Genomic DNA, 24178 nt, shown 5'->3' with positions numbered 1-24178 from the left:
GATATACGGAGGGGTCTTATCTTTGTTATACTAACAGATAAGCACTTAGTATAGGAGTTAGATTATGAGCCGAAAATGGGATGTCGTCGAGGTACTGCGGCATGCACGCCACGACTGGATGAATGATTTGCAACTGATAAAGGGAAATCTCGATCTCAATCGGATCGACCGGGCAAAACAAGTCATCGAAGAAATGGTCCTCGCAGCACAGAACGAATCTAAGCTATCGAATTTGAAACTTCCATTACTGACAGAATGGATCTTAACATATAATTGGTCCGGGTCGATGATCAAGCTGGATTTCGAAATACTCGATTGCACCGCTGATCATGGACTTGACGATCAAGGATTGGTTTCCTGGTGCACTCGCTTTGTGGACGAGCTGGTACAGTGTGTCAGCGGCAATGGGGAAAACCAATTGTCAATCCTGCTGCACATCACCAAGGACGCCCCCCGTTTTATATTCGATTTCACAGGTATACTAAGTCATGCAGGCGCCATGAAGGAATGGCTGGAGAATGAGCGCCGAAATGGCACCAACATCAGCATTGAACAAATCGAAGAAGAAGTTCTCGTTTTTCATGTTTCATTATAAGGGCATGAGAGCGTAAGGAGTGAAGAAAAAATGTTTGTCGATCAGGTCAAGATTTACACAAAAGGCGGAGATGGAGGTAACGGAATGGTTGCCTTCCGCCGTGAGAAATATGTACCAAAAGGTGGACCGGCTGGTGGAGACGGAGGACACGGTGCGAACGTCGTGTTCGAAGTGGATGAGGGTCTGCGCACGTTGATGGACTTCCGCTACCAACGCCACTTCAAAGCACCGAGGGGCGAGCACGGCATGAGTAAGAACCAGCATGGCCGGAACGCAGAGGAAATGATCGTAAAGGTTCCACCCGGTACCGTCGTCAAGGATGATGACACCGGCGAAACGATCGCCGACCTGCTTGAACACGGTCAGCGCGCCGTGATCACAAAAGGCGGCCGTGGCGGCAGGGGGAATACACGATTCGCGACACCTGCCAACCCGGCTCCGGAGCTGTCTGAGAAAGGGGAACCCGGTCAGGAGCGCTATATCGTCATGGAGCTCAAACTTCTTGCCGATGTAGGGCTTGTCGGATTCCCGAGCGTCGGAAAGTCGACGTTGCTTTCCGTTGTATCGGCAGCGAAACCGAAGATTGCTTCCTATCATTTCACAACGATCGTACCGAATCTAGGAATGGTTGAGACGGGAGATGGAAGAACCTTCGTCATGGCCGACCTTCCTGGACTGATCGAAGGAGCCCATGAAGGAGTGGGACTCGGACATCAGTTCCTCCGCCATATCGAGCGGACGCGTGTCATCGTTCATGTCATCGATATGAGCGGGATGGAAGGAAGAGATCCATACGACGATTACGTGACGATCAATGAGGAGTTGAAGCAGTACAATCTAAGATTGACTGAACGCCCTCAGATCATCGTAGCCAACAAAATGGATATGCCTGAAGCCGAAGAGAATCTGAAGGCGTTCAAGGAACGTTTGGACGATGAGTATCCGGTATTCCCGATTTCCGCCTTCACGCAACAGGGGCTGAAGGAACTTCTATTCGCTGTAGCGGATAAACTTGAGACAACAGCAGAGTTCCCGCTTCAGGTGGAAGAAGAGGAAACAGGCATCCACCGCGTGATGTACAAGCACGAAGAAGAAGAGAAAGAGTTCGAAATCACACGCGACCCGGATGGTGTATTCGTCGTGAGCGGTGCGAAGATCGAACGTCTCTTCAAGATGACCGACTTCACAAGGGAAGACTCGACAAGGCGTTTCGCCCGTCAGCTCCGTTCATACGGTGTGGATGAGGCCCTTCGTGAGCGCGGTGCAGAGAACGGTGATACGATCCGACTGATGAAATATGAATTTGAATTCGTTGACTGATCCAGCAGACGTCCCTGCAGGGGACGGCTGGACCTCGGGCTTCCCTTCAGCCGGATAACAGGAGGAATTGTCATTGGGGAAAAAATTTCAAGAAGGCAAGTTTTATCTGGTCAGGGAGGATGTCCTTCCTGAAGCGATGAAGAAAACGCTCGATGCCAAGGAACTGATCGAACGGGGAAAAGCTGAATCGGTCTGGGAGGCCGTCCAGCGTGTGGATCTCAGCAGAAGTGCCTTTTATAAGTACAGGGATACGGTTTTTCCGTTCCACACAATCGTGAAGGAACGGATTATCACCTTATTCTTTCAGCTGGAGGATCGCTCCGGGACGCTTTCGCATCTTCTCGGTGAAACGGCCAAGCATGGCTGTAACATCCTGACGATCCACCAGACGATCCCGCTTCAGGGCAGGGCCAATGTGACCCTATCCCTGAATGTGACGGATCTCTCCATCGGCCTCGAGGATTTCCTCGGAAAGCTGCGCCGGCTTGAATTTGTCGAAAAAGTAGAAGTGTTGGGCTCGGGAGCCTGACACTTCTTTTTTTTATCCCCAACATGATGGGACGGACAAACAGAGTCGTCTATTTGAGGGAACACCCTATTCTACAGTGAATGTCATGCTTCAAAAAAGAATCGGAAGGTGAGATGAAGGAGCAGAGGGACTGGAAAGAAAGCGATTTCAATCTTTTGGTCTTTTGGAATCCCCCTTCCGCTTTCCACAGCAACGTGATAGAATGTTCAATAAATTTAAGGCTCAGCTATGAGCCATCTACCGGTGAGAGGAAGAGTTCAGTGAAAATCGCATATTTAGGCCCTCAATCATCATTCACAGATCTTGCTGTGAAGAAAGCATTCCCAGAAGAAGAAACACTCCCGTTCACCACGATCCCTGACTGCATTGAAGCGGTCATGGAAGGGGAAGTGGACTATGCAGTCGTTCCCTTGGAGAATGCATTGGAAGGATCCGTACATATCACCGTTGACTATCTGTTCCATGAAGCCGACCTTGCCATTGTCGCAGAGTTGACCTCGGCGATTCAACAGCATCTCATGGTTCATCCCGACTGGAAGGATCAACCGGGACAACCCGAGAAAATCATGTCCCATCCCCATGCCCTTGCACAGTGTCACAAGTTCCTGCGCGGAACCTATAAGGGCGTGCCCCTTGAGCAGTCGACCTCGACTTCAGCCGGGGCAAAGTTTGTCAGTGAACACCCTGAATCCTTCCTGGGAGCGATCGGGAACGAGCTTGCGGCCGAGCACTATGGCCTGGCAATCCTCCATGATCATATCCATGATGTGACCTATAACCACACCCGTTTCATTGTCCTTCATAAGAAGCACAGGGAGGTTTCGATTCCCCATGAAACCAGCCTGCATAAGACGACACTGATGGTGACCCTGCCAAAAGACCGTTCTGGTGCACTCCACCAAGTGCTTTCTGCATTTGCTTGGAGACAGCTTAATTTGAGTAAAATTGAATCGCGCCCTTTGAAAACGGGGCTTGGCGACTACTTCTTCCTCATCGATGTGGATCATGAGCTGGATGACGTCCTCCTCCCTGGTGCGATCAATGAGATGGAGGCCCTTGGCTGTAGCGTAAAGCTGGTCGGGCATTACCCCTCCTTCATGCTCTCCTGATAGAAAAGGATCACAAAGAGCCCCTGATGCACATGCATCAGGGGCTCTTTCTGGTTGGCTATAAAGAACGGATCAGGAAGCCGGCCCTTTCCAGAGCGTTTTCTGCTTCTGAAAGTGCTTCACTGGTGGTGGCAGACAGGGTATGAAGGTGGACGCCATCTGTCAGTTCAGATAGGAATGCGGCGTTGGTCGACCTGATCTTCGTGAGGAATTGCTTCACTTCCTTGCGATTGGATACCATGATGGAGGCGGTAAGGTCACCGTATACCCCGTGCTCGATCTTCACATCCTTTACAGTGACACCATGATCGACCAGGAGATTCAGCTCCTCTTCAGCCCGGTCGGGTGTGTGCTGACAGGCGACGGTCTTTTCATGGTGCGCTCCTTCATTGGGGTTCAGGTAAAGATATCCCTGGCTCGTGGCGATGATCGGTTCACCCTTGGCCTTAAGGAGCGTGATGTCGCTGACGATCACCTGGCGGCTGACCCTGCTCTCCTTTGCAAGTTCCCCACCCGTGATGGGGATCCCTCTGCTTTTGAGCGTATGGAGGATCCAATCCCGCCGCTCGTCCCCTAATAATTTTTTCTCTGACAACGTAATCTCCCCCGAGTAATTGATAAGAAAATCATATCACACCCCCGCTTAAAATGGACAGCCTGACTTCGGCGAGGGTGTCGGTGAGCCGGTCGATTTTCTCCAGTGTCGTGGAGGGACCGAACGATATCCGGATGAACTCCTTTCCATCCCGTTCAGTAGCTCCCATGCTTTTCAGCGTGATGGGAATTCCCTGCATCCCGGATTGACAGGCACTCCCCGTGGAAATGGCGATGCCCCGACGGTTGCATTCAAGCATGAGCCACTGCCCCTCGATGCCTTCGATCGCAAGCCCGATGACCTGTGGAAGCTGATGACCCACGGGTCCTTCGTAAACGCGATAGCTGTTCCCCATCTTCGAATCAAGGGAAGCGAAAAAGGAATTCCTCAGCATCTGATAATGATCCGGCATGGGGGTGGCTCTTTCTGCAGCGGCCGTAAAAGCAGTGATACCCGGCAGGTCCGGTGTGCCTGAGATCCTCTGTATAGGAAGGAGGTCAATCGACGGATCGATGTAAAGGGCACCCATCCCTTTCGGACCGTGGATCTTATGGGAAGAGACCGTAAAGCTGTCTGCATGACGGATGGCCTCTTCGATGGGCCACTTCCCGAACGATTGGACAAGGTCCGAGTGGAGCAGGGCAGCGCTGTCGCGGAGGATCTCCTTGATATCCCCCATCGGCTGGATCACCCCGATTTCTCCATTGCAGTGGGCGATGCTGACGAGGATCGTATTCTTCCTGACAGACGATTTCAGCCGCCGGAGATCGATGAGCCCGTTTTCCCTACTGGGGATGAACGTGATCTCGAACCCTGCTGACTGCAGTTGTCCAGCAGCGTTATGGATGGAGGCATGCTCTGCTCCACCGATGATGATATGGGAGCCCAGGTACTTCCTGCCGTGAGAAAGGCCGATCAGGGCGGCAGCATTTCCTGCACTCCCCCCTGAGGTGAAGGTCAAGCCTGCAGATGGCACCCCAAAAAGGCTGGCAAGGGTGTCGGTACACCGACCGAGAATCTCCTTGGCTGATCCGCCTATATCGTGAAGGCTGTTCGGGTTGCCCCAGTAGTGCTCGGCGAACTCGCGATAGATGTCCAGGACTCTGGCATCCATGGGGGTGGTAGAGGCGTAGTCGAAATAATCCATGATGATATCATCCTTTATCGAATAATCTGACAAATGAGTTCGGAAGAAAAAACTCTTGTTATTAGTTTAATAATGTGTAAATATATGTGTCAAGACACCTGTAAGGTAAAACGGGAGGATTCTCTATGAGAAAAGCGGACGTATTGATCATCGGAAGCGGGGTAGCCGCATTACAGCTTGCAAAAAATATTCAAGATCGCATGAATGTGATGATTATCACAAAGTCGCAGATGAAATCGTCCAACTCCTACCTGGCACAAGGCGGGATCGCGGCTGCCCTTTCCCCGGATGATTCTCCCGGAATTCACATGAGGGATACGATCATAGCCGGGGAAGGTCTTCAGGAAGAGGGAAAGGTCATGGCTTTCGTCGAGGACGGGAAACGCGCCGTGGAAGCATTGCTCTCAGCTGGCATGACTTTTGATCCGAAACTCGGAATGGAAGGAGCACACAGCAAGAAGAGGATTGTGCACAGCGGCGGAGATCAGACGGGGAGGTTCTTGATTGATTTCCTGATTTCATCCCTTTCTGAAAATGTGAAGGTCATCGAAGGAGAAATGGCCTATCATCTTCTGAAAGATCATAATGGACGGATTGCCGGAGTGAGAACAAAGGATGAAGCGGGTGTGATACATACGTACACCGGGGATCACATCGTCCTCGCAAGCGGCGGGGTCGGAGGGATTTATGCGTCCACATCCAATCATCCTTCGGTCACCGGAACAGGGATCGCCATGGCATTTTTGGCTGGAGCTGTAGTGGGCGATATGGAGTTCATCCAGTTCCATCCGACCCTCATGATATCGGGCGGGAGAACAAAGGGACTGATCTCGGAAGCCGTGAGAGGGGAAGGGGGAGTGCTCGTAAGGGAAGACGGAAGAGCCCTTATGGAATCGATCCATCCATTGAAGGACCTGGCGCCGAGACATGTGGTGGCAGAAGCGATCTACAGGGAAAGGCTCGGGGGAGGAAACGTGTATCTCGACATTACAGGTATCCGGAATTTCTCAACCCGGTTCCCTTCAATCACGGCCCGCTGTGAAAAAGAAGGATTTCCGATTGAAAGAGGGAGGATTCCTGTGGCTCCGGGATGCCATTTCATCATGGGTGGGGTCGTGGTTGATGACGTTGGGAGGACGAATCTTGATGGCCTGTATGCAATCGGGGAAGCTGCATGCACCGGGATTCATGGGGCGAATCGATTAGCCAGCAATTCCTTACTGGAAGGGATTGTATATGGGCAGAGGCTTGCGGACCATTTAAAGGAGGCGCTTCCCTCGAAGACCGCACCACTCGCCCATGCACCGATCACAGGCACACCCGGACAACTTCCCGATCGCACCATGTTAAAGAAGAGGATGATGGAAGAAGCCGGCATCATCCGCTCGAAGGAGGGCCTGCAGCGGTTAATGCAATGGCTGGGTGGATTCGGTCTCACCTATGAAAGCAAGATGGACGATCTGGACGTCGAGGACATGGAAGATTACTTAATCTGGGTTGTTTCACGTCTCATCGGGACGGCTTCCCTCCTGCGGGAAGAAAGCAGGGGTGGCCACATCAGGAGGGATCATCCCAAAAAGCGTCCGGCATGGGATAAAAAAAGCATTCACATGAAAATACAAACGGGAAGGTTGAAGGTGTCTGTCTATGAATCTGTTGAAACTAAGATCCATGCTTGAGGAATTTTACAGGGAGGACTTGGGGGAGGGGGACCTTTCATCAGGGACGCTCTTTCATTCACAGGAAGGGATGATCACGCTGATGGCCAAACAGCCTGGTGTCTTTTGCGGAGAAGACATCGTCCGGACCGCTTACGCCATGTTTGATGCATCCATTGAAGTGGATCTTTTCGTAAAGGATGGGGAGATCGTGGTTGAGGGGCAGCACCTTGGAACCGTGAAGGGCAGGATGAAGGATCTTCTGCAGGGAGAAAGGGTTATTCTCAATCTCATTCAACGCATGAGCGGGATTGCGAAAGAAACGGCAGAAGCGGTCAAGGCTGTCGAGGGAAGCGGTGCGAGAATCTGTGACACCAGGAAGACGACACCAGGCCTGCGCATGCTCGAGAAATATGCTGTCAGGGTCGGGGGAGGGTATAATCACCGATTTGGGCTTTACGATGCCGTGATGCTGAAGGATAATCATATCGCTTTTGCCGGTTCCATCACCAAGGCTGTGGAAACGATTCGGTCGGCTACGGGGCATATGGTGAAGATCGAAGTGGAGATCGAGACGGAAGAACAACTCATCGAAGCTGTCGCAAGCCATGTGGATGTAATTATGTTCGATAATTGCACCCCGGAAGAGATCAAGGAATGGATGCGCCACGTTCCCGCCGGGATCATCACGGAAGCGTCGGGGGGCATTTCCCGTGAAATGCTTAAAGACTATGCGTGGACAGGGATCGACTACATTTCACTCGGATACTTGACCCACTCGGTCGCGGCACTCGACATCAGCGCACGAGTGGACATCAGAAAGGATGAACAAACACATGGGAATTCTTGATACACTGCATGTTTCCCTTCCACCGTCCATCACCTCCATGACGACGGCTGAAATGGAGGAAAGGGTAAGGGAGATCAAACAACTGATGGGAAGCAGGCTCTTTATCCCTGGTCATCATTATCAAAAGGATGAAGTGATCCAGTTTGCCGATGCCGTTGGGGATTCACTCCAGCTCGCACAGGTTTCAGCCGAGAATAAGGAAGCGGAGTACATCGTCTTCTGCGGGGTCCATTTCATGGCAGAGACAGCTGATATGCTGACCTCACCCGAACAGACGGTCATCCTCCCTGACATGCGGGCAGGGTGTTCCATGGCCGACATGGCCGATATCTTCCAGACAGAGAAAGCTTGGAGAAAATTGACGGAGACGTTTGGCGATGGGATCCTGCCGTTGACCTATGTGAATTCCACCGCAGCCATTAAAAGCTTTGTAGGAAAGTACGGGGGGGCAACGGTCACCTCGTCAAATGCCCATAAGATGGTGGAATGGGCACTGAGGGAAAAAGAAAGGATCCTGTTCCTCCCTGATCAGCACCTCGGCAGGAACACGGCTGCAGACCTCGGGATATCCCTGGATGACATGGCCGTATTCGATCCAGCCACAAATGACCTTGTCTATGATGGGGATTTTGAAAACATCAAAGTCATCCTTTGGAAGGGCCATTGTTCCGTGCATGAGAATTTCACCGTGAAGAATATAGAGAGCGTGCGCAAGAATCACCCGGACATGCAGGTCATCGTCCACCCTGAGTGCAGGAGGGAAGTGGTTGAGCAATCCGATTATAACGGCAGCACCAAATATATCATCGACATGATCGAGCGTGCACCATCCGGATCATCGTGGGCCATCGGGACGGAAATGAACCTGGTGAAACGTCTCATTGCGAATCATCCAGATAAACACATCATATCGTTGAACCCGTATATGTGCCCTTGCCTCACCATGAACCGGATCGACCTGCCGCATCTCCTATGGGCCCTTGAGCATGTGATGGCAGACGATCCTGTCAATGTGATCAGAGTGGCACCTTCCGTAACAACAGAAGCCGTTCGGGCACTGGAGCGCATGTTGATTCGGGCCTGACCTTACGCCGGGGGATTCTCTCCGGCGTTTTTTTTTCGTGCTGTTCAAATCAGGGGCCCCGGCATAAAAGAATCGGCATAATCATAAGTTTTTATGTAGATGATTAGCAATTTGCCCATCTTATCATAGGATATATAGACTTATGCCTGAGGAGGGGAATGACGCGTGAAGATTCATATCGTACAAAAAGGTGATACGCTCTGGAAAATCGCCAAAAAATATGGCGTCAATTTTGAAGAGTTGAAGCACATGAACGCCCAGCTGTCCAACCCGGATATGATCATGCCCGGAATGAAGATCAAAGTCCCTACATCCGGCGGTACCGTAAAAAAAGAGACACAGATCAAGTACGGTTCCAAGGAGGCTCCCAAAAAGGAAATGCCGAAAGCAGAGCATCCTTTTAAAGAGCAGAAACCGATGACGATGCCGGCAGAACAGCCCAAGGCTGAAAAGCCGAAAGAAGCACAAAAACCGTTCACGCCAAAGATGCCACAGCCGGTCATTCCGGAGATCGACATCAATAACTATTACATGATGAATATGCAGGTCCAGCCAAAGCAGCAACCGATGCAACAACCGATGCAACAACCAGTCCAGCAGCCGAAACAACAGCCGATGCAACAAGTAAAACCGCAAGCAAAGCCCCAGCCACAGACTCCGCCTAAACCTACCAATATCCTTCCAAAAGCAACAGAACCAAAAAAAGAAGCACCAAAAGCAAAGCACAGCGTACAAGGGGTACAACAGGAAGAAAGCCTGGAAATGCCTCAACCACAACAAGGGGGATTCACTCAGCCTATGTATTATAATCCAAATCAATGTGTTCCTGTATCACCGGTCATGCCGGGATTCGGTCAAGGTGGAAACATACAGCCGTGGCAAGGGGGCGGAATGGGCCACTGGAACCAAGTCCAGGGAGCTCAAGCACCGTGGAATCAGGTTCAGGGAGCCCAATATCCTCAGATGAATATGCCGATGATGCAGCATGGATATGATGAAGACTCTTCTTCATTCATGCCGTTCATGCCGAATGCCCAGTCGCCGATGCAGATGCCGATGCAGTCACCGATGCAAATGCCAATGCAAATGCCAATGCAAATGCCAATGCAGATGCCAATGGGCCAGCCTGGAGTAATGGGTGCAGAGGATGAGAATCAAATGATGCACCAGGGTATGCCACAACCATGCCATCCGGTATCACCAATGATGCCTGGACCAGGTTTCTGCGGACCTGGTGGATTCGGAATGCCTGGACCATGGGGGCAAAACCAAGTGCAAGGCGCCATGATGGATGGTCAGATGCCGATGGGTCAGCCAGGTGTGATGGGAACAGAGATGCATCATCAGATGCCGATGGGTCAGCCAGGTGTGATGGGAACAGAGATGCATCATCAGATGCCGATGGGTCAGCCAGGTGTGATGGGAGCAGAGATGCATCATCAGATGCCGATGGGTCAGCCGGGCGTGATGGGAGCACAGATGAACCAACAAATGCCGATGGGTCAACCCGGTGTGATGGGAGCGAGTGATCAAGAAGATTGTGGATGCGGGGGTCCTCAACCACAGGGTCAGCCACAATGGCAGCAGCAGGCTCCCCAATGGAATCAGCCGATGCCATATGGAATGCCTCAGCCACAAGGTTTCGGGCCGGGAATGATGGGGCAGGGTTTGCCTCAAGGTATGCAAATGGGTGCCCAAAGAGCATTCTCCATGCCGAACTTTTATGACGAAGACAATGAAGGATAGATGGGAGCATGGAGGAGACGACTACACAGTTCGTCTCCTTTCTTTTTTGCAATGGAAGTTGGGGGAAGTCGGAGCGTCGATTGAACCCCTGAAAGACGGGAAATGGGTATTGCGGTCCGGAGGCAGGAAGTGGTTTGTCAAACGTTACTCCTCGGAGAAACGGTTTCTTCTCCAAGAAATGCTGATCAAGGAGCTTCTGCAAGGAGACTTTGACCATGTCATCCCGATGCATCCACTGCATCAGACCGGAGTCATCTCGTTCGAGGGTAGTGTGATCGGGATTTCATACTGGCTTGAGACAGCTTCTGACATCGATTACGCAGATGCTTCAGACAGACAGGAAGCATGGCGTGTATTAAAAGGATTCCACCGTGCCTCAAGGAGGATTCAGAGCTCATGGGTCGAAGATGTGCCTGAATTCAGGTGGATTGACAAGTGGAAGAAACGGATGACGTTATTTGATTATCACCTGCCTTATCTTCAACACTTTATCGCCCCGTATTATCTGTCCACCTATCATGAATGGGGAAGGTGGGCATTGAAGGAGCTTGATGCACTTGGTCCTTATAAAGGGAGAAGATGCATGGTCCACGGGGATGTGGCCCATCACAATTTTTTGAGAGGAACAGACGGCCGTGTATACCTCATCGACTTTGATTTGTTATCAAGGTCTCCTGCCATCACAGATGATATCCAGATGGCGAACCGGGTCCTTCCGTATTTGGATTGGTCTTTGGCGGATGTAATGGCCATACCTTCTATAAGGAAGTATCGACATGATGCCGCATTCTTTCTTGGACTGATGTATCCTAGTGATATTTTCAGGGAATGGAACCGGTTCATCCGGGAAGGACAGTCATACAGGGAGCATGTGTGGCCATATCTGGTACAGATCACATTGGGACAGTTTCACCAGCGGATGCGTTTCGTTCAAGAGCTGCACAGTGAATTAAGGAGGATCATCACCCATTTGTAGGAGGTTGTCCCAACTATTGATGGAATGATTGGGTCCGTTCCTCCGCACCCTATAAACGAGCACTATGCTCAAATAGCGGTGAGGGGGAATGACTACGTTGAAGAGGCGCTATGCATTTCTTGGTATGACAGCATTCATGTCGCTTAACCTTGCTGCCTGCAGCAGTGGGGAGAAGGAATCCGGTCAGCAATACACCAATTCTTATGAACCACTGGGCTATTATTCGAATGAAGGTCACGGTGGAGATAAAAATGACCGCCATGATGGTCCTTTGACCGAAATGTTTGATCACTCCGTAGGCATGGAAGGTCAAGACATCCGCAGTCAGAAACAGAAATTTCTGCAGGTGAGGGATGATGACGGCAATCCCCAGAATCCCACCACCCCCCTGGCGCCATATGACGCAGGTTTCTTTGCCCAGGATAACCGTGGAAGTCACGGCGATGCCAATTATCATGGCCATTTGGATGATAATACGCGCAAAGCACGGAATTCGTACTATACTGCCTATGAGGGAGATCTTGCCGAAAAGATCGGCGATGTCACGGGGCATGTGAAGAACGTCAGTGACGTTCGCGCCGTATCGTACGGAACCGACGTGCTGATCGCCATCGAGGTCAGGGACCATTCGAAAGAAGAAGAAACAAAGCAACGCGTAGAAAAAGCAGTACAGCCATACCTCGAAGGCAGGACGGTTTCCGTCGTGACAGATGAAGGCACATTCAGCCGGGTCCGAAATATCGATAATGACCTGAGGGGCGGCGGACCGCTGGATGGAATCAATCTGGACCTTCATGATATGTTCAATACAATCCGCAATCCGTAGAAGCTTGACTGTACGAAGGGGTGCTCCTTTGTACAGTCTTTTTTCAACGATCGGGATAAATCGTCCCACGGATGGTAAGACTAGGGATAGCAATACATAATGAATCCCGAGGTGATCACGATGACGATGAACGTTCGAATCGTGTTTATGGTGATGTTGTTGACTGGAGCCACATATTTTACTTTCTTCTATACAGATGAAAAGCAGGCGGCGGACGGGCCGGTTCAAGAAGTACCCGTAGAGGAGACATCCGCGCATACCGTCACGCTGATCCTGGAAAGGGTTTATCTGGATGGTGAAGTAAGTGAAGAAATCGTACAGGAAACCATCTGGAGCATGGAAGATTTCTGGGCTGCCTACGAAGAGTGGCAACTGATTGATATGAGCGAAGAACAAATCGTCTTCCAGAAGCAGATGGATGATATTTCACCTCTGCTCAAAACGAATGGTTACTTCGGCCTGACCGAAAAAGGCGTATTATCCATTTTTAACGGCAAGCCAGGTCAAGCGGAAATCATCCAATCCTTTTTCCAAATCGATCTTGATAAGCTGGAAAGCAATCGGCATGATGATCTGGTAAATGGGATCCCCATTACATCCAAGGAAGCGTATGTAGACGTTCTTGAACAATTGAAACCTTACTCCCTGCCACAGTGAACAGCCGGTCATTTGACCGGCTGTTTTTTCATGCGCGCATTTCAGAGGAAGCTTGTGTCGGACAAAAACCGAAAAACAAGAACAAACGTTTCTTTTTATCGGTGCTTTTCCATAAAATCAATAAGTGATATGATACAATAGATTTAATATGCGAGGCGGCGATGGCCAGTACGGAAGGCTCCCGTGAGGAGATGCACAAGGGGATTGAGAGTATAAGTGGAACCGGACCAAAAGTCAAAAGACGCCTTTCCGCTCAGCCCATCTTATGCTTGTCACCCCTATCAAAGCCCCTCCGCATTTCTATTGTCCAGCTCCGGAGGGTTGGACCTCGAGGTCTTAAGTCAAGCCGGACCAAAAGGCAAAGGACGCCTTTCAGCCCGCCCCGCCTTAAGCTTGTCGGGCCAGACCGACCCTCCTCCGCATTTCTTGTCAGAAAGTGAAGTGATACTATGTATGAATATATTCGAGGTACTGTACAGATGGTGAGTCCCGAGTATGTGGTTGTTGAAAATGGAGGGATTGGGTATCAATTGTTTGCAGCCAATCCGTTTGCATATTCGAAATATCAGGGTCAGGAAATTCAGATTTTTACATATCAGCATGTGAGGGAAGACATCATTGCCCTCTATGGGTTCCTTGCTTTGGAAGAGAAACTATTGTTCATGAAGCTCCTTAATGTATCAGGCATCGGGCCGAAAGGGGCTCTTGCCATCCTTGCATCGGGTGCGCCTCAGCAGGTGATTACCGCCATTGAGGAAGAGAATGATACATTCCTGACGAAATTCCCCGGCGTAGGGAAAAAGACGGCGAGGCAAATGATCCTTGACCTGAAAGGGAAACTGCAGGATGTTGTTCCGGACTACTTCCCAAGCCTCTTCAATCCTGAAGAAACGGTCTTTGATTCCGGGGATGAAGCATTTGAGGAAGCCCTCCTTGCCCTGAAGGCGCTTGGGTATTCCGATCGAGAGGTCAAGAAAATCAAACCGAAGCTCAAAGGGCAGGAGCTCTCTTCGGATGAATATATCAGGAAGGGCCTCCAGCTTCTTCTGAAATCATAATGGAAAGGAGCAGATGAGATGGACGATCGATTGGTATCAGGCGAATCGGAACAGAATGAGGATCGTTTCGAGTTCTCCTTAAGACCACAGACCATCAAACAATATATCGGTCAGGACAAGGTCAAACACAATCTTGAAGTATTCATCGAAGCGGCGAAGATGCGGGAGGAAACCCTTGATCACGTACTCTTGTACGGGCCGCCTGGTCTCGGAAAGACGACCCTTGCAGCAGTCATCGCCAATGAGATGGGAGTCAACATGAAAACGACATCGGGTCCTGCCATTGAAAGACCGGGGGATCTTGCTGCCGTACTGACGGCCCTTGAGCCCGGAGACGTGCTGTTCATTGATGAGATCCACCGTCTGCCACGTGCCATCGAGGAGGTCCTTTATCCAGCCATGGAAGACTTCTGCCTGGATATTGTCATCGGCACCGGTCCGAGTGCACGTTCTGTCAGGCTGGATCTTCCGCCGTTCACCCTCGTGGGGGCCACGACGCGCGCCGGCGCACTCTCCGCTCCCCTCAGGGACCGCTTCGGTGTCCTCTGCAGGCTGGAGTACTATAATGAAGATCAGCTGAATGAGATCGTGAAGCGGACCGCCGCGATCCTCAGGACCGAGATCGACCCCGTGGCCGCAAGGGAGCTCGCAAGGAGATCCAGGGGTACGCCCCGAATCGCCAACCGACTCCTGAGGCGCGTAAGGGATTTTGCCCAGGTCAAATCGGACGGGAACATTTCATCGACGCTATCGAAGGAAGCGCTGGATCTTCTACAAGTAGATCAGCTCGGACTCGACCACATCGATCATAAGCTTCTCAGGGGCATCATCGAACGCTTCAGGGGTGGTCCCGTGGGGCTCGATACCATTGCAGCAAGCATAGGGGAGGAATCCCATACGATCGAAGATGTGTATGAACCTTATCTCCTGCAGATCGGATTTCTGCAACGGACCCCCAGGGGCAGGATCGTGACGCATCTTGTGTATGAGCATTTCCAACTGGAGGTGCCGGCCAATTGAGCGGCCTACCGAAACTTTTGATGATCGCGGGAGCCGTCCTTCTCGTGGCCGGCTTGCTCCTTCAATTCACGAAACTCGGGAAACTGCCGGGTGATATCGTCGTGAAGAAGGAGAATGCAACTTTTTATTTCCCGCTTATGACTTCTGTCCTGTTAAGTGTTATACTGTCGTTGGTCTTTTATTTTATCGGCCGATTCAAATAATGATAAGTCAGGTGACCTAAAGTGAAAGTTGAAGATTTTGATTTCCATCTGCCGGAGGAACTGATCGCTCAGACCCCGCTTGAGAATCGTTCTGAAAGCAGACTGATGGTACTGGATAAAGAAGATGGATCCATAGATCATCTTCGATTTAAAAATATTGTAGATCTACTGGATGAAGGCGATTGCCTCGTACTGAATGATACACGTGTATTACCGGCCCGGCTTTTTGGGCAAAAAGAAGAGACGGGGGCCAACATCGAAGTCCTTCTCCTCAAACAGGAAGAAGGGGATCAATGGGAGACCCTCGTCAAACCCGCCAAGCGCGTGAAGGTGGGTACGGAGGTCGTCTTCGGGGACGGGAAGCTGAAAGCAACCTGTGTCGGGACGAAGGACCATGGCGGGAGGATCATGGAATTTGCGTACGATGGCATTTTCTATGAGGTACTTGAGGAGCTTGGTGAAATGCCTCTGCCTCCATACATCAGGGAGCGACTCGAAGAGCAGGACCGCTATCAGACCGTCTATGCCAAGGAGCGCGGATCTGCCGCAGCCCCTACTGCCGGACTCCACTTCACCGAGGAGCTACTGGAAGAGCTAAAGCAAAAGGGTGTTCATATTGCCTTCATCACGCTTCATGTCGGCCTCGGAACATTCCGCCCGGTGTCGGTGGATTCCATCGAGGATCATGATATGCATTCGGAATTCTATCAAATCTCTGAAGGCACTGCACGCCTCTTGAATGATGTCAGGGATAAGGGCGGGCGCATCATCACCGTCGGTACCACATCGACTCGGACGTTGGAGACAATTGCCTCCAAGCATGATCGTTTTGTGGAAGAGAACGGATGGACGAATATCTTCATCTACCCGGGGTATGAGTTCAAAGGCATCGATGGCTTGATTACAAACTTCCATCTGCCGAAATCGACCCTCATCATGCTCGTAAGTGCCTTCGCAAGTCAAGAGCATGTCTTGAAAGCCTATGAAACAGCCGTTCAAGAGAAGTATCGCTTCTTCAGCTTCGGCGACGCCATGTTCTTAAAATAATCAGCTGCAACACTGAAAAAGGAGAATCACACGTTGACTGCAATCAGATATGAGCACATTAAAACATGTAAGCAAACAGGTGCGCGGCTCGGGAAGGTCCATACCCCACACGGCACATTCGAAACACCGGTATTCATGCCTGTCGGTACCCTTGCCACGGTCAAGACGATGTCACCGGAAGATCTGAAGGCGATGGATGCAGGAATCATCCTGAGCAACACCTATCACCTTTGGCTGCGCCCGGGTCATGAGATCATCCGGGAAGCGGGCGGTCTCCACAAGTTCATGAACTGGGACCGTGCCATCTTGACTGATTCAGGCGGTTTCCAGGTATTCAGCCTGAGCAAGCTCCGTAAAATTGAAGAAGAAGGGGTCCATTTCCGTCACCATCTGAACGGCGATAAGCTTTTCCTTAGCCCCGAGAAGGCAATGGAGATCCAAAATGCCCTCGGATCCGATATCATGATGGCCTTTGATGAATGCCCGCCGTACCCAGCAGAATATGATTATATGAAGAGTTCAGTCGAGCGTACATCGCGATGGGCCGAACGCTGTCTTGAAGCCCATCAGCGTCCGCAGGATCAAGGGTTGTTCGGAATCGTACAAGGAGGGGAGTATGAGGAACTCAGGAAGCAAAGTGCCCGTGACCTCACTTCACTCGACTTCCCTGGATATGCAGTCGGTGGATTGTCTGTAGGAGAACCGAAGGATGTCATGAACAGGGTCCTTGAGTTCACCACTCCTCATCTGCCGTTCGATAAGCCGAGATACCTCATGGGCGTAGGCTCCCCGGATTCATTGATCGACGGAGCCATCAGGGGGATCGATATGTTCGATTGTGTCCTGCCGACGAGGATCGCCCGAAACGGTACCCTTATGACGAGTGAAGGCCGTCTCGTGGTGAAAAATGCCAAGTATGCGAGAGACTTCAGACCAATCGATGAAAAGTGCGACTGCTATACATGTAAGAACTACAGCAGGGCTTATATCCGTCATTTGATCAAATGTGACGAAACGTTCGGAATTAGGCTTACGACTTATCATAACCTGCATTTTCTGTTAAACTTAATGGAACAAGTCAGACAAGCGATTCGAGAAGATCGACTGGGGGACTTTAGGGAAGAATTCTTCGAACAGTACGGTTTCAACCGTCCGGATGCGAAGAACTTCTAATTTGAAAGGAGGGGAAACACATGCAAGGAGGACTAGGTTCAATCATCATGCTCGTCTTGATGTTCGTATTGTTTTATTTCCTGCTTATCCGTCCGCAGCAGAAACGTCAAAAAGCCGTTTCACAAATGCAAAGCGAGCTGGCTAAAGGGGATAAGGTAATAACAATCGGCGGACTTCACGGCTTCATCGATGCCATCGAAGAAGGAAAAGTCATCATCAAATGCGGTGATGGAAGCCGTCTTACATATGATCGGAATGCGATCAGGGAGATTGTTAAGACAGAAGTATAAGTATAAAAAAAGCCTGTGCTCTTCCATGCTGTCAAGCGTGGACGGGTGCAGGCCTTTTTTGTGTGATTCAGTTTTCCTGAGGGTTGCCTCCGCTCAGATTGACCCCGAGTACGCCACCCATCATCGCCGTCAGGATATAGCAACCATGATAGATGAGCTGCTCTGAAGACGGGGATGAGTCCAGCCCGAGATATTGAAAAAGGAAGACGAAAAGGGTATAAAGTATTCCCGTGGAACCTCCGAGCATCCATCCCTTGGTCTTGCCTTTTCCCCCAGACATGAATCCCCCGATGAACAGCGCCAGGAACGAAACGATGGTGATGAATAAGGAAATGGAACTCTCCGTCAGACTGGTGAACCGCAACAGCAATGAAAAGATCAAGCTTGCAGCGATGGCAATCACAAAGATGGTGACCGTGCCGAAGAGTACTGCGCCCCCTAATTTTTTGGCTTCTATGATCGATCTCTCCCTTCCAATTCTTCATTTGATGAGCTCTAGTACAAGCATATTCAGCACCATCGGAAAAAAGACTGGCTTTTGGGCAAATATCCCTCTCATGAATGATTCTCTCGAGACGATACTATGAAGGATGAGCTGATGGAGGTGAAGTGTATGGAGGAATATATCGTCATCGTGGCCCGGACGCTTATTCTTTACTTTTTAATTGTATTGATCTTCCGGATCATGGGGAAACGGGAGATAGGCGAACTGAGCATCCTGGATCTTGTGGTGTTCATCATGCTCGCCGAAATTGCGGTCATGGCGATTGAAAAGCCGAAAGATCCACTTGCCCATTCCTTGATTCCCATGGTTGTAATGGTCGTTCTACAGCTGCTATTCGCCATGATATCCCTCCGTTCAAAATCCTTCCGGGAGATGATTGACGGGAAACCGGCTGTCGTCATTCATAATGGGAAGATCGACGAAGCAGTCATGAAGAAACAGCGATACAACTTCGACGATCTCCTTCTCCAGCTGAGGGAAAAGGATGTATTTAACGTGGCGGATGTCGAATTTGCGATCCTTGAAACATCGGGAAAGCTGTCGGTACTGAAGAAGCAGGGGAGCGCCGACACATATGCTCTTCCCATCATACTCGACGGCGTCATCCAGACCGAACATCTCCAGCAGCTCGGTAAATCCCCATTCTGGCTGCGGGGCGAGATGAAAAAGAGGGGCTATCCTGCGATCAGGGATATTGCCTTCTGCAGCTATGACAACGGAGAATTCTATATAGATGAAAAATGATCCGTGGCGAGGTCCGGATCATTTTTCTATGGTCGGACAAACCGTTTGATTACGGGGATTTTCTTCATGTCTTCCTTTGTAATCAAGCGTAGAAGAACTGAACAGAAGACATAGACGATGCACGTCGTGATAATCCCGATGACCAGGCGGATGGAAACGGGCTCAGATGGAAGGAAAGTGAGCCAGGAGTAATGACCCCACAGTCCCGAGATCACGATGACGGCTGCCACCACTGCATAGTCTCTGATATAGATCATGATGGGGACGGCTTTTAAAATGGTCATGAAGTGCAGGATGGTAACAAGGACGAAACCGACTACCATGCCTAGGGCCGCGCCGTTGATACCGAACCCCGCCTGAGACGCAAGGACGAAGATCACCCCGGTCTTCACGACGGCCCCGATCAGGCTGTTGATCATGGCTGCCCTTGCGAGGTTCAATGCCTGAAGGACTGCCTGCAACGGGCCTTGGTAGTAATAGAACAGAAGGAAAGGCGCCATGATCATGATGAACATTGCTCCACTTTCGCTTCCATACATAAGCTGCATGAGAGGCTTAGCGTAGATATAAAGGATCACGATGGATAAACCACCCGTGATCAGGCAGATCCTCAGAGCCTGTTGAAGCCGATGCTCAATCAATTTGTAATTTTTCCCGGCGTTCGCTTCGCTGATTGCCGGCACGAGGGATTGAGATAGCGATACGGTGATGAAGGAAGGGAGAAACAGGAGCGGCATGGCATAACCGGTCAGTGAACCGTATTGGGCCGTGGCCATGGAAGCTGTCACACCGGCAAGGGCTAGGCTGTGGGCGACTACGATCGGTTCGAAGAATAATGAAACCGATCCGATCATCCTGCTCCCTGTTGACGGGAGTGCCACTTCCATGAGTTCCCGCAGGGTTTCTTTCCCCTTATGGATGGATGAAAAGAATTGCTTCCGCACCCGGAATGTCTTTTTTCGTTTAAAGTAGGTGAAAAGGAAAGCCAAAGATGCAAGCTCCCCGAGGACGGAAGCCACCATGGCCGCCGCTGCAGCATATTCGATGCCGTATGGGAGGAAGGTCTTGGTCAGGACAGCGATAAGTGTGATCCTTACCACCTGCTCGATGACTTGGGAATAGGCAGGGGGCTTCATCTGCTGCCTCCCTTGGAAATAGCCCCTCAGCACGGAGGAAATGGCGACGACCGGGATGATCGGTGCGATGGCGACCAACGGATAATATGTACGCGGATCCGTAAACAGCGTCTGGGATAAATAAGGGGCCAGGAGGATGAGGGCAGGTGTGAAGATCAGGGATAGCCCAAGGGTGATGGAGAGGGAGACGACCAGGATCTTTTTTACCTTTTGCCGGTCCCCGTTGCTCTCTGCTTCCGATACCGTTTTGGAAATGGCGATAGGAAGCCCGAATTGGGTGATGGTGATGACAAGGAGCAGCGTAGGGAAGGCCATCATGAAGAGACCGACACCCTCTGCCCCGATGAACCGGGCCACCACGATGCGGTTGACGAACCCCAGGACCCTCGTGATCAAGGAAGCGAGCATGAGGATGACCGTGCCTTTCAGAAATTTTGACATATACTTCCCTGCCTTCTCAAAATTGGTATAATCGTATACAATGATATATATGCATCCCAATGGTCCAAGCATGACAAGTTGGGAATAAATACGGCCGTATATTGCCGATCTTCCAAAATGGAGTGGGGAATGGAATGAAACCTAATCAGCATCCTTACGATCGATTTTATGATTCACTGGAACCTGCACTGTTAAGCAAGGTGGAGGAATTCCAACTATTCGGGTACGAGGAAGCAACTCTGGAAAGACTATGGTTATACCTGACCAAGAAGAAATGGAAAAAGCCCGAAGTGGATGTGAAAGTGTACGAGCTGGTCAGCGATATCCTCTCGGCAAAAGCAGGGGAATATATGACCTTCGAGACGGTTCAGGCATATCGCTCGCCGAATTGGTTCGCCGATGTGAATGAGGATGAATTGAAGGAACTTCTGCATCCTTCCAGGGAAGAGAAATAGCACGGGAACAAATTGACATGGAATTCGTTCTCCGCCATAATGGGAATGTTGAAAGATAAAGGAATGGATTGAATATCACAGGCGATCGAAGGGGATATCTCAGACAGCCCCGGGATCAGTCAATACGAAAAGATCATATTTGGGATGGTTTTCAAGGAGGAACTGTACATAATGGTAAAGCGTGGCCGCATCGTTGCCTTTTTCGTCCTGCTCGTCCTGCTGGCAGGAACGGTCGGGGGAACGGCAAAATCGATCATCAATGATATCAAACTCGGTCTTGACCTCCAAGGTGGATTCGAAGTGCTGTATGAAGTACAGCCAGTCAATGGAGAAAAGATCACGAAACAGACAGTCGCCAATACGGCAGAAGCTCTCGATGAGCGGATCAACGTCCTGGGTGTAAGCGAACCAAGCATCCAGATCGAGGACAACAACCGGATCCGCGTTCAGCTTGCAGGTATCGAGGATCAGAACCAGGCACGGGAGATCCTGTCCACACAGGCGAATTTGTCCTTCCGCGATGTGAACGATAAGGTTCGACTGGACGGATCGGACCTGGTTTCTGGATCGGCAAAACAGACATTCAACGATCAGAATCAGCCGATCGTCTCTTTGAAACTGAAGGATCGCAAAAAGTTTTATGAACTGACGCAAAATATCTACCAAATGGCTCCTCAGAATCAATTGGTCATCTGGCTTGACTTCGAGGAAGGGAAAGATTCCTACGAGAAGGAAGCAGGCAAGGAAGATCCTAAATTCCTTTCTGCGCCGAATGTAAACAAGCCGATCAATTCGGACGAAGTCATCATCGAAGGGAACTTCACCGTGGAAGAAGCGCAAAATCTTGCGAAGCTTCTTGATGCAGGTGCTCTTCCTGTCAAACTGGAAGAAAAATATTCCACATCTGTCGGAGCTCAATTCGGACAGCAGGCACTTGATAAAACCGTTACGGCAGGAATCATTGGGATCGCACTCATCTTCCTGTTCATGATTGTGTATTACCGCCTGCCGGGCTTCATCGCTTCGGTTACCCTTTCCGTGTATCTCTACCTCGTCCTGCTCCTATTCGAGCTGATGAACGGAGTGCTGACACTGCCGGGGATCGCAGCGATCATACTCGGAGTCGGGATGGCCGTCGATGCGAATATCATCACGTATGAGAGGATCAAGGAGGAAATCCGGGTCGGAAAGCCGATCAAATCGGCCTTCCAGGCAGGGAACAAAACCTCATTCCTCACCATCCTTGATGCCAACCTGACGACCCTCATCGCAGCGGGGGTACTGTTCTATTTCGGTACAAGCTCTGTCAAAGGGTTTGCGACCATGCTCATCATCTCTATCCTCGTCAGCTTCATCACGGCGGTTTGGGGATCCAGGGTCCTTCTTGGTCTATGGGTGAACAGCAAGCTCTTTAACAAAAGGCCAGGTTGGTTCGGTGTCAACAAAAAAGACGTCCATTCCCTTTCGGAGAATTTGGATACACTGGACCTGCCGACGAAGTTCGATCGCGTGGAGTTCGCTAAGAACCGCAGAAAGTTCTTCGCGATCTCGGCGGTCATCATGATTGCGGGAGTCATTCTGCTTTCCGTATTCAGATTGAACCTGGGCATCGACTTTGTCAGTGGTTCACGGGTGGACCTCGTTTCCGATCAACCGATCCAAACGGAAACCCTTAAGAAAGAACTTGATGACATCAAGCTCCCAAGTGATAACATCGTTGTTTCAGGTGAAAAGAGTAACACGGCGGTCGTCCGTTATTCTGACGATCTCTCCAAAGAGGAAATCGCGAAGTTGAAAGATCACTTTAAGGATTTGTATGGGAAGGATCCTAGCATCAGTACCGTTTCGCCGGTAGTCGGAAAAGAACTTGCGAAGAGTGCCCTCTATGCAGTAGCCATTGCATCGATCTTCATCATCCTGTATGTGACGATCCGATTTGAATGGCGCATGGCCCTCGGAGCCATCATTTCCCTTTTATTCGATGCCCTGCTGATTATTTTCTTCTTCAGCGTGACGCGCCTCGAAGTGGATATCACGTTCATTGCGGCCGTCCTGACGATCGTCGGGTACTCCATCAATGATACGATCGTTACCTTTGACCGATTGAGGGAAAACCTTCACAAAATGAAGCGCATCAAGCATCCGGAAGAACTGGAAGAAGCGGTCAACAAGAGTCTTCGTCAGACTTTGGGCCGTTCGGTGAATACCGTCTTGACAGTGGTTATCACGGTCATCGCCATCCTGATCTTCGGTAGTGAATCGATCCGCAACTTCTCCATCGCCCTTCTAGTCGGGTTGATCTCAGGGGTGTTCTCTTCCATTTACATCGCTGCTCAGATCTATCTGTCATTGAAGATCAGACAGCTGAAGAAACACGGACCGATCAAAACCGTCAAAGAGAAGAAGAAATGGAGCGACGAACCACAAGTATAATAGAAATGGGACAGGGAAAGCCCCCTGTCCCATTTTTAATGGAACGGTGACCGTCGGGTTATACTATAGGGATAAGGTACTAAATGAATCCGGATGGTTTCATTGCGCTAATAAAAAGGGTAAATGGGTATCATCCATCATTCCTGATGGAGAGAGACAATGCAGTTGTGAGGAGGGAATACAATGAAGTTTCAATGGACGTTGCTTTTGGGGATCGTATTCGCCCTGATCGTATCAATTTTCGCCGTCATCAATGTCGACCCGGTAACAGTGAACTACCTTTTTGGTGAAGCAGACTGGCCTCTTATATTAGTTATTCTTGGATCTGTTTTCATGGGTGGAATCATCATCGGCTCGGTGGGGCTTTTCAGGCTTTTCGTCGTCCAGCGGAGGGTGAAGGCCCTTGAAAAGGAAAACATTATTTTAAGAGAACAGATTGAGAAGACCCGGGATCAACAGCGCCTCGATTCACAGGATACCTCATTAAAGAAGCAGGCACCCGATTCCATACAAGAAACATCTGAATGACCGGAATGAAGGCACCCATACAGGGTGTCTTTTTCTTTTGTTCGACTTTGATG

25 protein-coding genes are annotated in these 24178 nt (G+C 50.4%); 21 read left to right on the top strand and 4 right to left on the bottom strand.

Annotation, left to right across the window (positions count from 1 at the left end):
• Positions 1–64 precede the first annotated feature (64 nt).
• From K6T23_RS15295 to pheA, 4 genes are all read left to right on the top strand, one after another.
• Positions 65–595: a Spo0B C-terminal domain-containing protein gene (locus K6T23_RS15295; protein WP_053426442.1), complete on the top strand. Its 531-nt coding sequence runs from the start codon at positions 65–67 to the stop codon at positions 593–595.
• A 30-nt stretch (positions 596–625) separates the two neighbouring features.
• Positions 626–1915: a GTPase ObgE gene (obgE, locus tag K6T23_RS15290; RefSeq protein WP_056535118.1), complete on the top strand. Its 1290-nt coding sequence runs from the start codon at positions 626–628 to the stop codon at positions 1913–1915.
• A gap of 73 nt (positions 1916–1988) precedes the next feature.
• Positions 1989–2444: an ACT domain-containing protein gene (locus K6T23_RS15285; protein ID WP_048006227.1), complete on the top strand. Its 456-nt coding sequence runs from the start codon at positions 1989–1991 to the stop codon at positions 2442–2444.
• A gap of 260 nt (positions 2445–2704) precedes the next feature.
• Positions 2705–3553 (top strand): prephenate dehydratase, encoded by an 849-nt coding sequence (gene pheA / locus K6T23_RS15280; protein ID WP_056538370.1) that lies wholly within the window; start codon positions 2705–2707, stop codon positions 3551–3553.
• Positions 3554–3611: 58 nt separating this feature from the next.
• Here pheA and K6T23_RS15275 read toward each other — a convergent pair whose 3' ends face one another.
• On the bottom strand, positions 3612–4148 hold the full coding sequence (locus K6T23_RS15275) for a transcription repressor NadR (RefSeq protein WP_056535120.1): 537 nt from the start codon (positions 4146–4148) through the stop codon (positions 3612–3614).
• Between the two features lie 31 nt (positions 4149–4179).
• Complete coding sequence (locus K6T23_RS15270; protein ID WP_238281612.1) at positions 4180–5295, bottom strand: IscS subfamily cysteine desulfurase; 1116 nt, start codon at positions 5293–5295, stop codon at positions 4180–4182.
• Positions 5296–5420: 125 nt separating this feature from the next.
• Here K6T23_RS15270 and nadB point away from each other — a divergent pair, with 125 nt between their 5' ends.
• The 13 genes from nadB to yajC all read left to right on the top strand — a co-directional run bounded on the left by nadB (position 5421) and on the right by yajC (position 17883).
• Positions 5421–6974 carry an L-aspartate oxidase gene (gene nadB, locus K6T23_RS15265; protein WP_238281610.1) on the top strand — a complete coding sequence of 518 codons (1554 nt, stop codon included), beginning with the start codon at positions 5421–5423 and terminating at the stop codon, positions 6972–6974.
• A complete protein-coding gene (nadC, locus tag K6T23_RS15260; RefSeq protein WP_238281608.1) occupies positions 6943–7803 on the top strand; it encodes a carboxylating nicotinate-nucleotide diphosphorylase in 861 nt (286 codons plus the stop codon). The genes nadB and nadC overlap by 32 nt, the downstream gene beginning before the upstream one ends.
• Positions 7790–8887: a quinolinate synthase NadA gene (gene nadA / locus K6T23_RS15255; RefSeq protein ID WP_238281606.1), complete on the top strand. Its 1098-nt coding sequence runs from the start codon at positions 7790–7792 to the stop codon at positions 8885–8887. The genes nadC and nadA overlap by 14 nt, the downstream gene beginning before the upstream one ends.
• 165 nt (positions 8888–9052) lie before the next feature.
• On the top strand, positions 9053–10633 hold the full coding sequence (gene safA / locus K6T23_RS22395; protein WP_420493476.1) for a SafA/ExsA family spore coat assembly protein: 1581 nt from the start codon (positions 9053–9055) through the stop codon (positions 10631–10633).
• Between the two features lie 46 nt (positions 10634–10679).
• Positions 10680–11609, top strand: a complete 930-nt coding sequence (locus K6T23_RS15245) for a phosphotransferase (RefSeq protein ID WP_238281604.1) — start codon at positions 10680–10682, stop codon at positions 11607–11609.
• Positions 11610–11697: 88 nt separating this feature from the next.
• Positions 11698–12435, top strand: coding sequence for a YhcN/YlaJ family sporulation lipoprotein (locus K6T23_RS15240; protein WP_148984621.1), 738 nt, complete (start codon positions 11698–11700; stop codon positions 12433–12435).
• Positions 12436–12555: 120 nt separating this feature from the next.
• Positions 12556–13092 (top strand): intercompartmental signaling factor BofC, encoded by a 537-nt coding sequence (locus K6T23_RS15235; RefSeq protein WP_142245993.1) that lies wholly within the window; start codon positions 12556–12558, stop codon positions 13090–13092.
• 449 nt (positions 13093–13541) lie between these two features.
• On the top strand, positions 13542–14150 hold the full coding sequence (ruvA, locus tag K6T23_RS15230; RefSeq protein ID WP_238281602.1) for a Holliday junction branch migration protein RuvA: 609 nt from the start codon (positions 13542–13544) through the stop codon (positions 14148–14150).
• 18 nt (positions 14151–14168) lie between these two features.
• A complete protein-coding gene (gene ruvB / locus K6T23_RS15225) occupies positions 14169–15170 on the top strand; it encodes a Holliday junction branch migration DNA helicase RuvB (RefSeq protein WP_053426455.1) in 1002 nt (333 codons plus the stop codon).
• The gene (locus tag K6T23_RS15220; protein ID WP_048006216.1) at positions 15167–15373 is read left to right on the top strand and encodes a DUF2905 domain-containing protein; all 207 of its coding nucleotides are present in this window, start codon (positions 15167–15169) and stop codon (positions 15371–15373) included. The genes ruvB and K6T23_RS15220 overlap by 4 nt, the downstream gene beginning before the upstream one ends.
• A gap of 21 nt (positions 15374–15394) precedes the next feature.
• On the top strand, positions 15395–16420 hold the full coding sequence (gene queA, locus K6T23_RS15215; protein ID WP_238281600.1) for a tRNA preQ1(34) S-adenosylmethionine ribosyltransferase-isomerase QueA: 1026 nt from the start codon (positions 15395–15397) through the stop codon (positions 16418–16420).
• A 33-nt stretch (positions 16421–16453) separates the two neighbouring features.
• A complete protein-coding gene (tgt, locus tag K6T23_RS15210; protein ID WP_053426458.1) occupies positions 16454–17593 on the top strand; it encodes a tRNA guanosine(34) transglycosylase Tgt in 1140 nt (379 codons plus the stop codon).
• A gap of 20 nt (positions 17594–17613) precedes the next feature.
• A complete protein-coding gene (gene yajC, locus K6T23_RS15205) occupies positions 17614–17883 on the top strand; it encodes a preprotein translocase subunit YajC (RefSeq protein WP_053426459.1) in 270 nt (89 codons plus the stop codon).
• Positions 17884–17950: 67 nt separating this feature from the next.
• On the opposite strand, the gene K6T23_RS15200 is transcribed toward yajC, so the two are convergent.
• A complete protein-coding gene (locus K6T23_RS15200; RefSeq protein ID WP_162838958.1) occupies positions 17951–18340 on the bottom strand; it encodes a TIGR04086 family membrane protein in 390 nt (129 codons plus the stop codon).
• 156 nt (positions 18341–18496) lie between these two features.
• On the opposite strand from K6T23_RS15200, the gene K6T23_RS15195 reads away from it, so the two are divergent.
• On the top strand, positions 18497–19132 hold the full coding sequence (locus tag K6T23_RS15195) for a DUF421 domain-containing protein (RefSeq protein ID WP_056535137.1): 636 nt from the start codon (positions 18497–18499) through the stop codon (positions 19130–19132).
• A gap of 26 nt (positions 19133–19158) precedes the next feature.
• On the opposite strand, the gene spoVB is transcribed toward K6T23_RS15195, so the two are convergent.
• Complete coding sequence (gene spoVB, locus K6T23_RS15190; RefSeq protein WP_238281598.1) at positions 19159–20709, bottom strand: stage V sporulation protein B; 1551 nt, start codon at positions 20707–20709, stop codon at positions 19159–19161.
• A 134-nt stretch (positions 20710–20843) separates the two neighbouring features.
• Here spoVB and K6T23_RS15185 point away from each other — a divergent pair, with 134 nt between their 5' ends.
• The 3 genes from K6T23_RS15185 to K6T23_RS15175 all read left to right on the top strand — a co-directional run bounded on the left by K6T23_RS15185 (position 20844) and on the right by K6T23_RS15175 (position 24125).
• Complete coding sequence (locus K6T23_RS15185; RefSeq protein WP_053426463.1) at positions 20844–21164, top strand: post-transcriptional regulator; 321 nt, start codon at positions 20844–20846, stop codon at positions 21162–21164.
• Between the two features lie 171 nt (positions 21165–21335).
• Positions 21336–23597 carry a protein translocase subunit SecDF gene (secDF, locus tag K6T23_RS15180; RefSeq protein WP_056535142.1) on the top strand — a complete coding sequence of 754 codons (2262 nt, stop codon included), beginning with the start codon at positions 21336–21338 and terminating at the stop codon, positions 23595–23597.
• Positions 23598–23780: 183 nt separating this feature from the next.
• On the top strand, positions 23781–24125 hold the full coding sequence (locus K6T23_RS15175; protein WP_238281597.1) for a LapA family protein: 345 nt from the start codon (positions 23781–23783) through the stop codon (positions 24123–24125).
• The last annotated feature ends 53 nt before the right edge of the window (positions 24126–24178 follow it).

The sequence above is a fragment of the Rossellomorea marisflavi genome, from assembly GCF_022170785.1.
Classification (GTDB): Bacteria; Bacillota; Bacilli; order Bacillales; family Bacillaceae_B; genus Rossellomorea; species Rossellomorea marisflavi_B.
Note: the sequence above shows the minus strand (reverse complement) of the source record. Positions and strands in the feature narration are given on the sequence as shown.

Excerpts from the sequence above, each read along its gene's own strand:
- K6T23_RS15295 (WP_053426442.1), top strand. The coding sequence starts at position 65 with ATGAGCCGAAAATGGGATGTCGTCGAGGTACTGCGGCATGCACGCCAC.
- obgE (WP_056535118.1), top strand. The coding sequence starts at position 626 with ATGTTTGTCGATCAGGTCAAGATTTACACAAAAGGCGGAGATGGAGGT.
- K6T23_RS15270 (WP_238281612.1), bottom strand. The coding sequence starts at position 5,295 with ATGGATTATTTCGACTACGCCTCTACCACCCCCATGGATGCCAGAGTC.
- nadB (WP_238281610.1), top strand. The coding sequence starts at position 5,421 with ATGAGAAAAGCGGACGTATTGATCATCGGAAGCGGGGTAGCCGCATTA.
- nadC (WP_238281608.1), top strand. The coding sequence starts at position 6,943 with ATGAATCTGTTGAAACTAAGATCCATGCTTGAGGAATTTTACAGGGAG.
- nadA (WP_238281606.1), top strand. The coding sequence starts at position 7,790 with ATGGGAATTCTTGATACACTGCATGTTTCCCTTCCACCGTCCATCACC.
- K6T23_RS15240 (WP_148984621.1), top strand. The coding sequence starts at position 11,698 with ATGACTACGTTGAAGAGGCGCTATGCATTTCTTGGTATGACAGCATTC.
- K6T23_RS15235 (WP_142245993.1), top strand. The coding sequence starts at position 12,556 with ATGACGATGAACGTTCGAATCGTGTTTATGGTGATGTTGTTGACTGGA.
- ruvA (WP_238281602.1), top strand. The coding sequence starts at position 13,542 with ATGTATGAATATATTCGAGGTACTGTACAGATGGTGAGTCCCGAGTAT.
- ruvB (WP_053426455.1), top strand. The coding sequence starts at position 14,169 with ATGGACGATCGATTGGTATCAGGCGAATCGGAACAGAATGAGGATCGT.
- yajC (WP_053426459.1), top strand. The coding sequence starts at position 17,614 with ATGCAAGGAGGACTAGGTTCAATCATCATGCTCGTCTTGATGTTCGTA.
- K6T23_RS15195 (WP_056535137.1), top strand. The coding sequence starts at position 18,497 with ATGGAGGAATATATCGTCATCGTGGCCCGGACGCTTATTCTTTACTTT.
- spoVB (WP_238281598.1), bottom strand. The coding sequence starts at position 20,709 with ATGTCAAAATTTCTGAAAGGCACGGTCATCCTCATGCTCGCTTCCTTG.
- K6T23_RS15185 (WP_053426463.1), top strand. The coding sequence starts at position 20,844 with ATGAAACCTAATCAGCATCCTTACGATCGATTTTATGATTCACTGGAA.
- secDF (WP_056535142.1), top strand. The coding sequence starts at position 21,336 with ATGGTAAAGCGTGGCCGCATCGTTGCCTTTTTCGTCCTGCTCGTCCTG.
- K6T23_RS15175 (WP_238281597.1), top strand. The coding sequence starts at position 23,781 with ATGAAGTTTCAATGGACGTTGCTTTTGGGGATCGTATTCGCCCTGATC.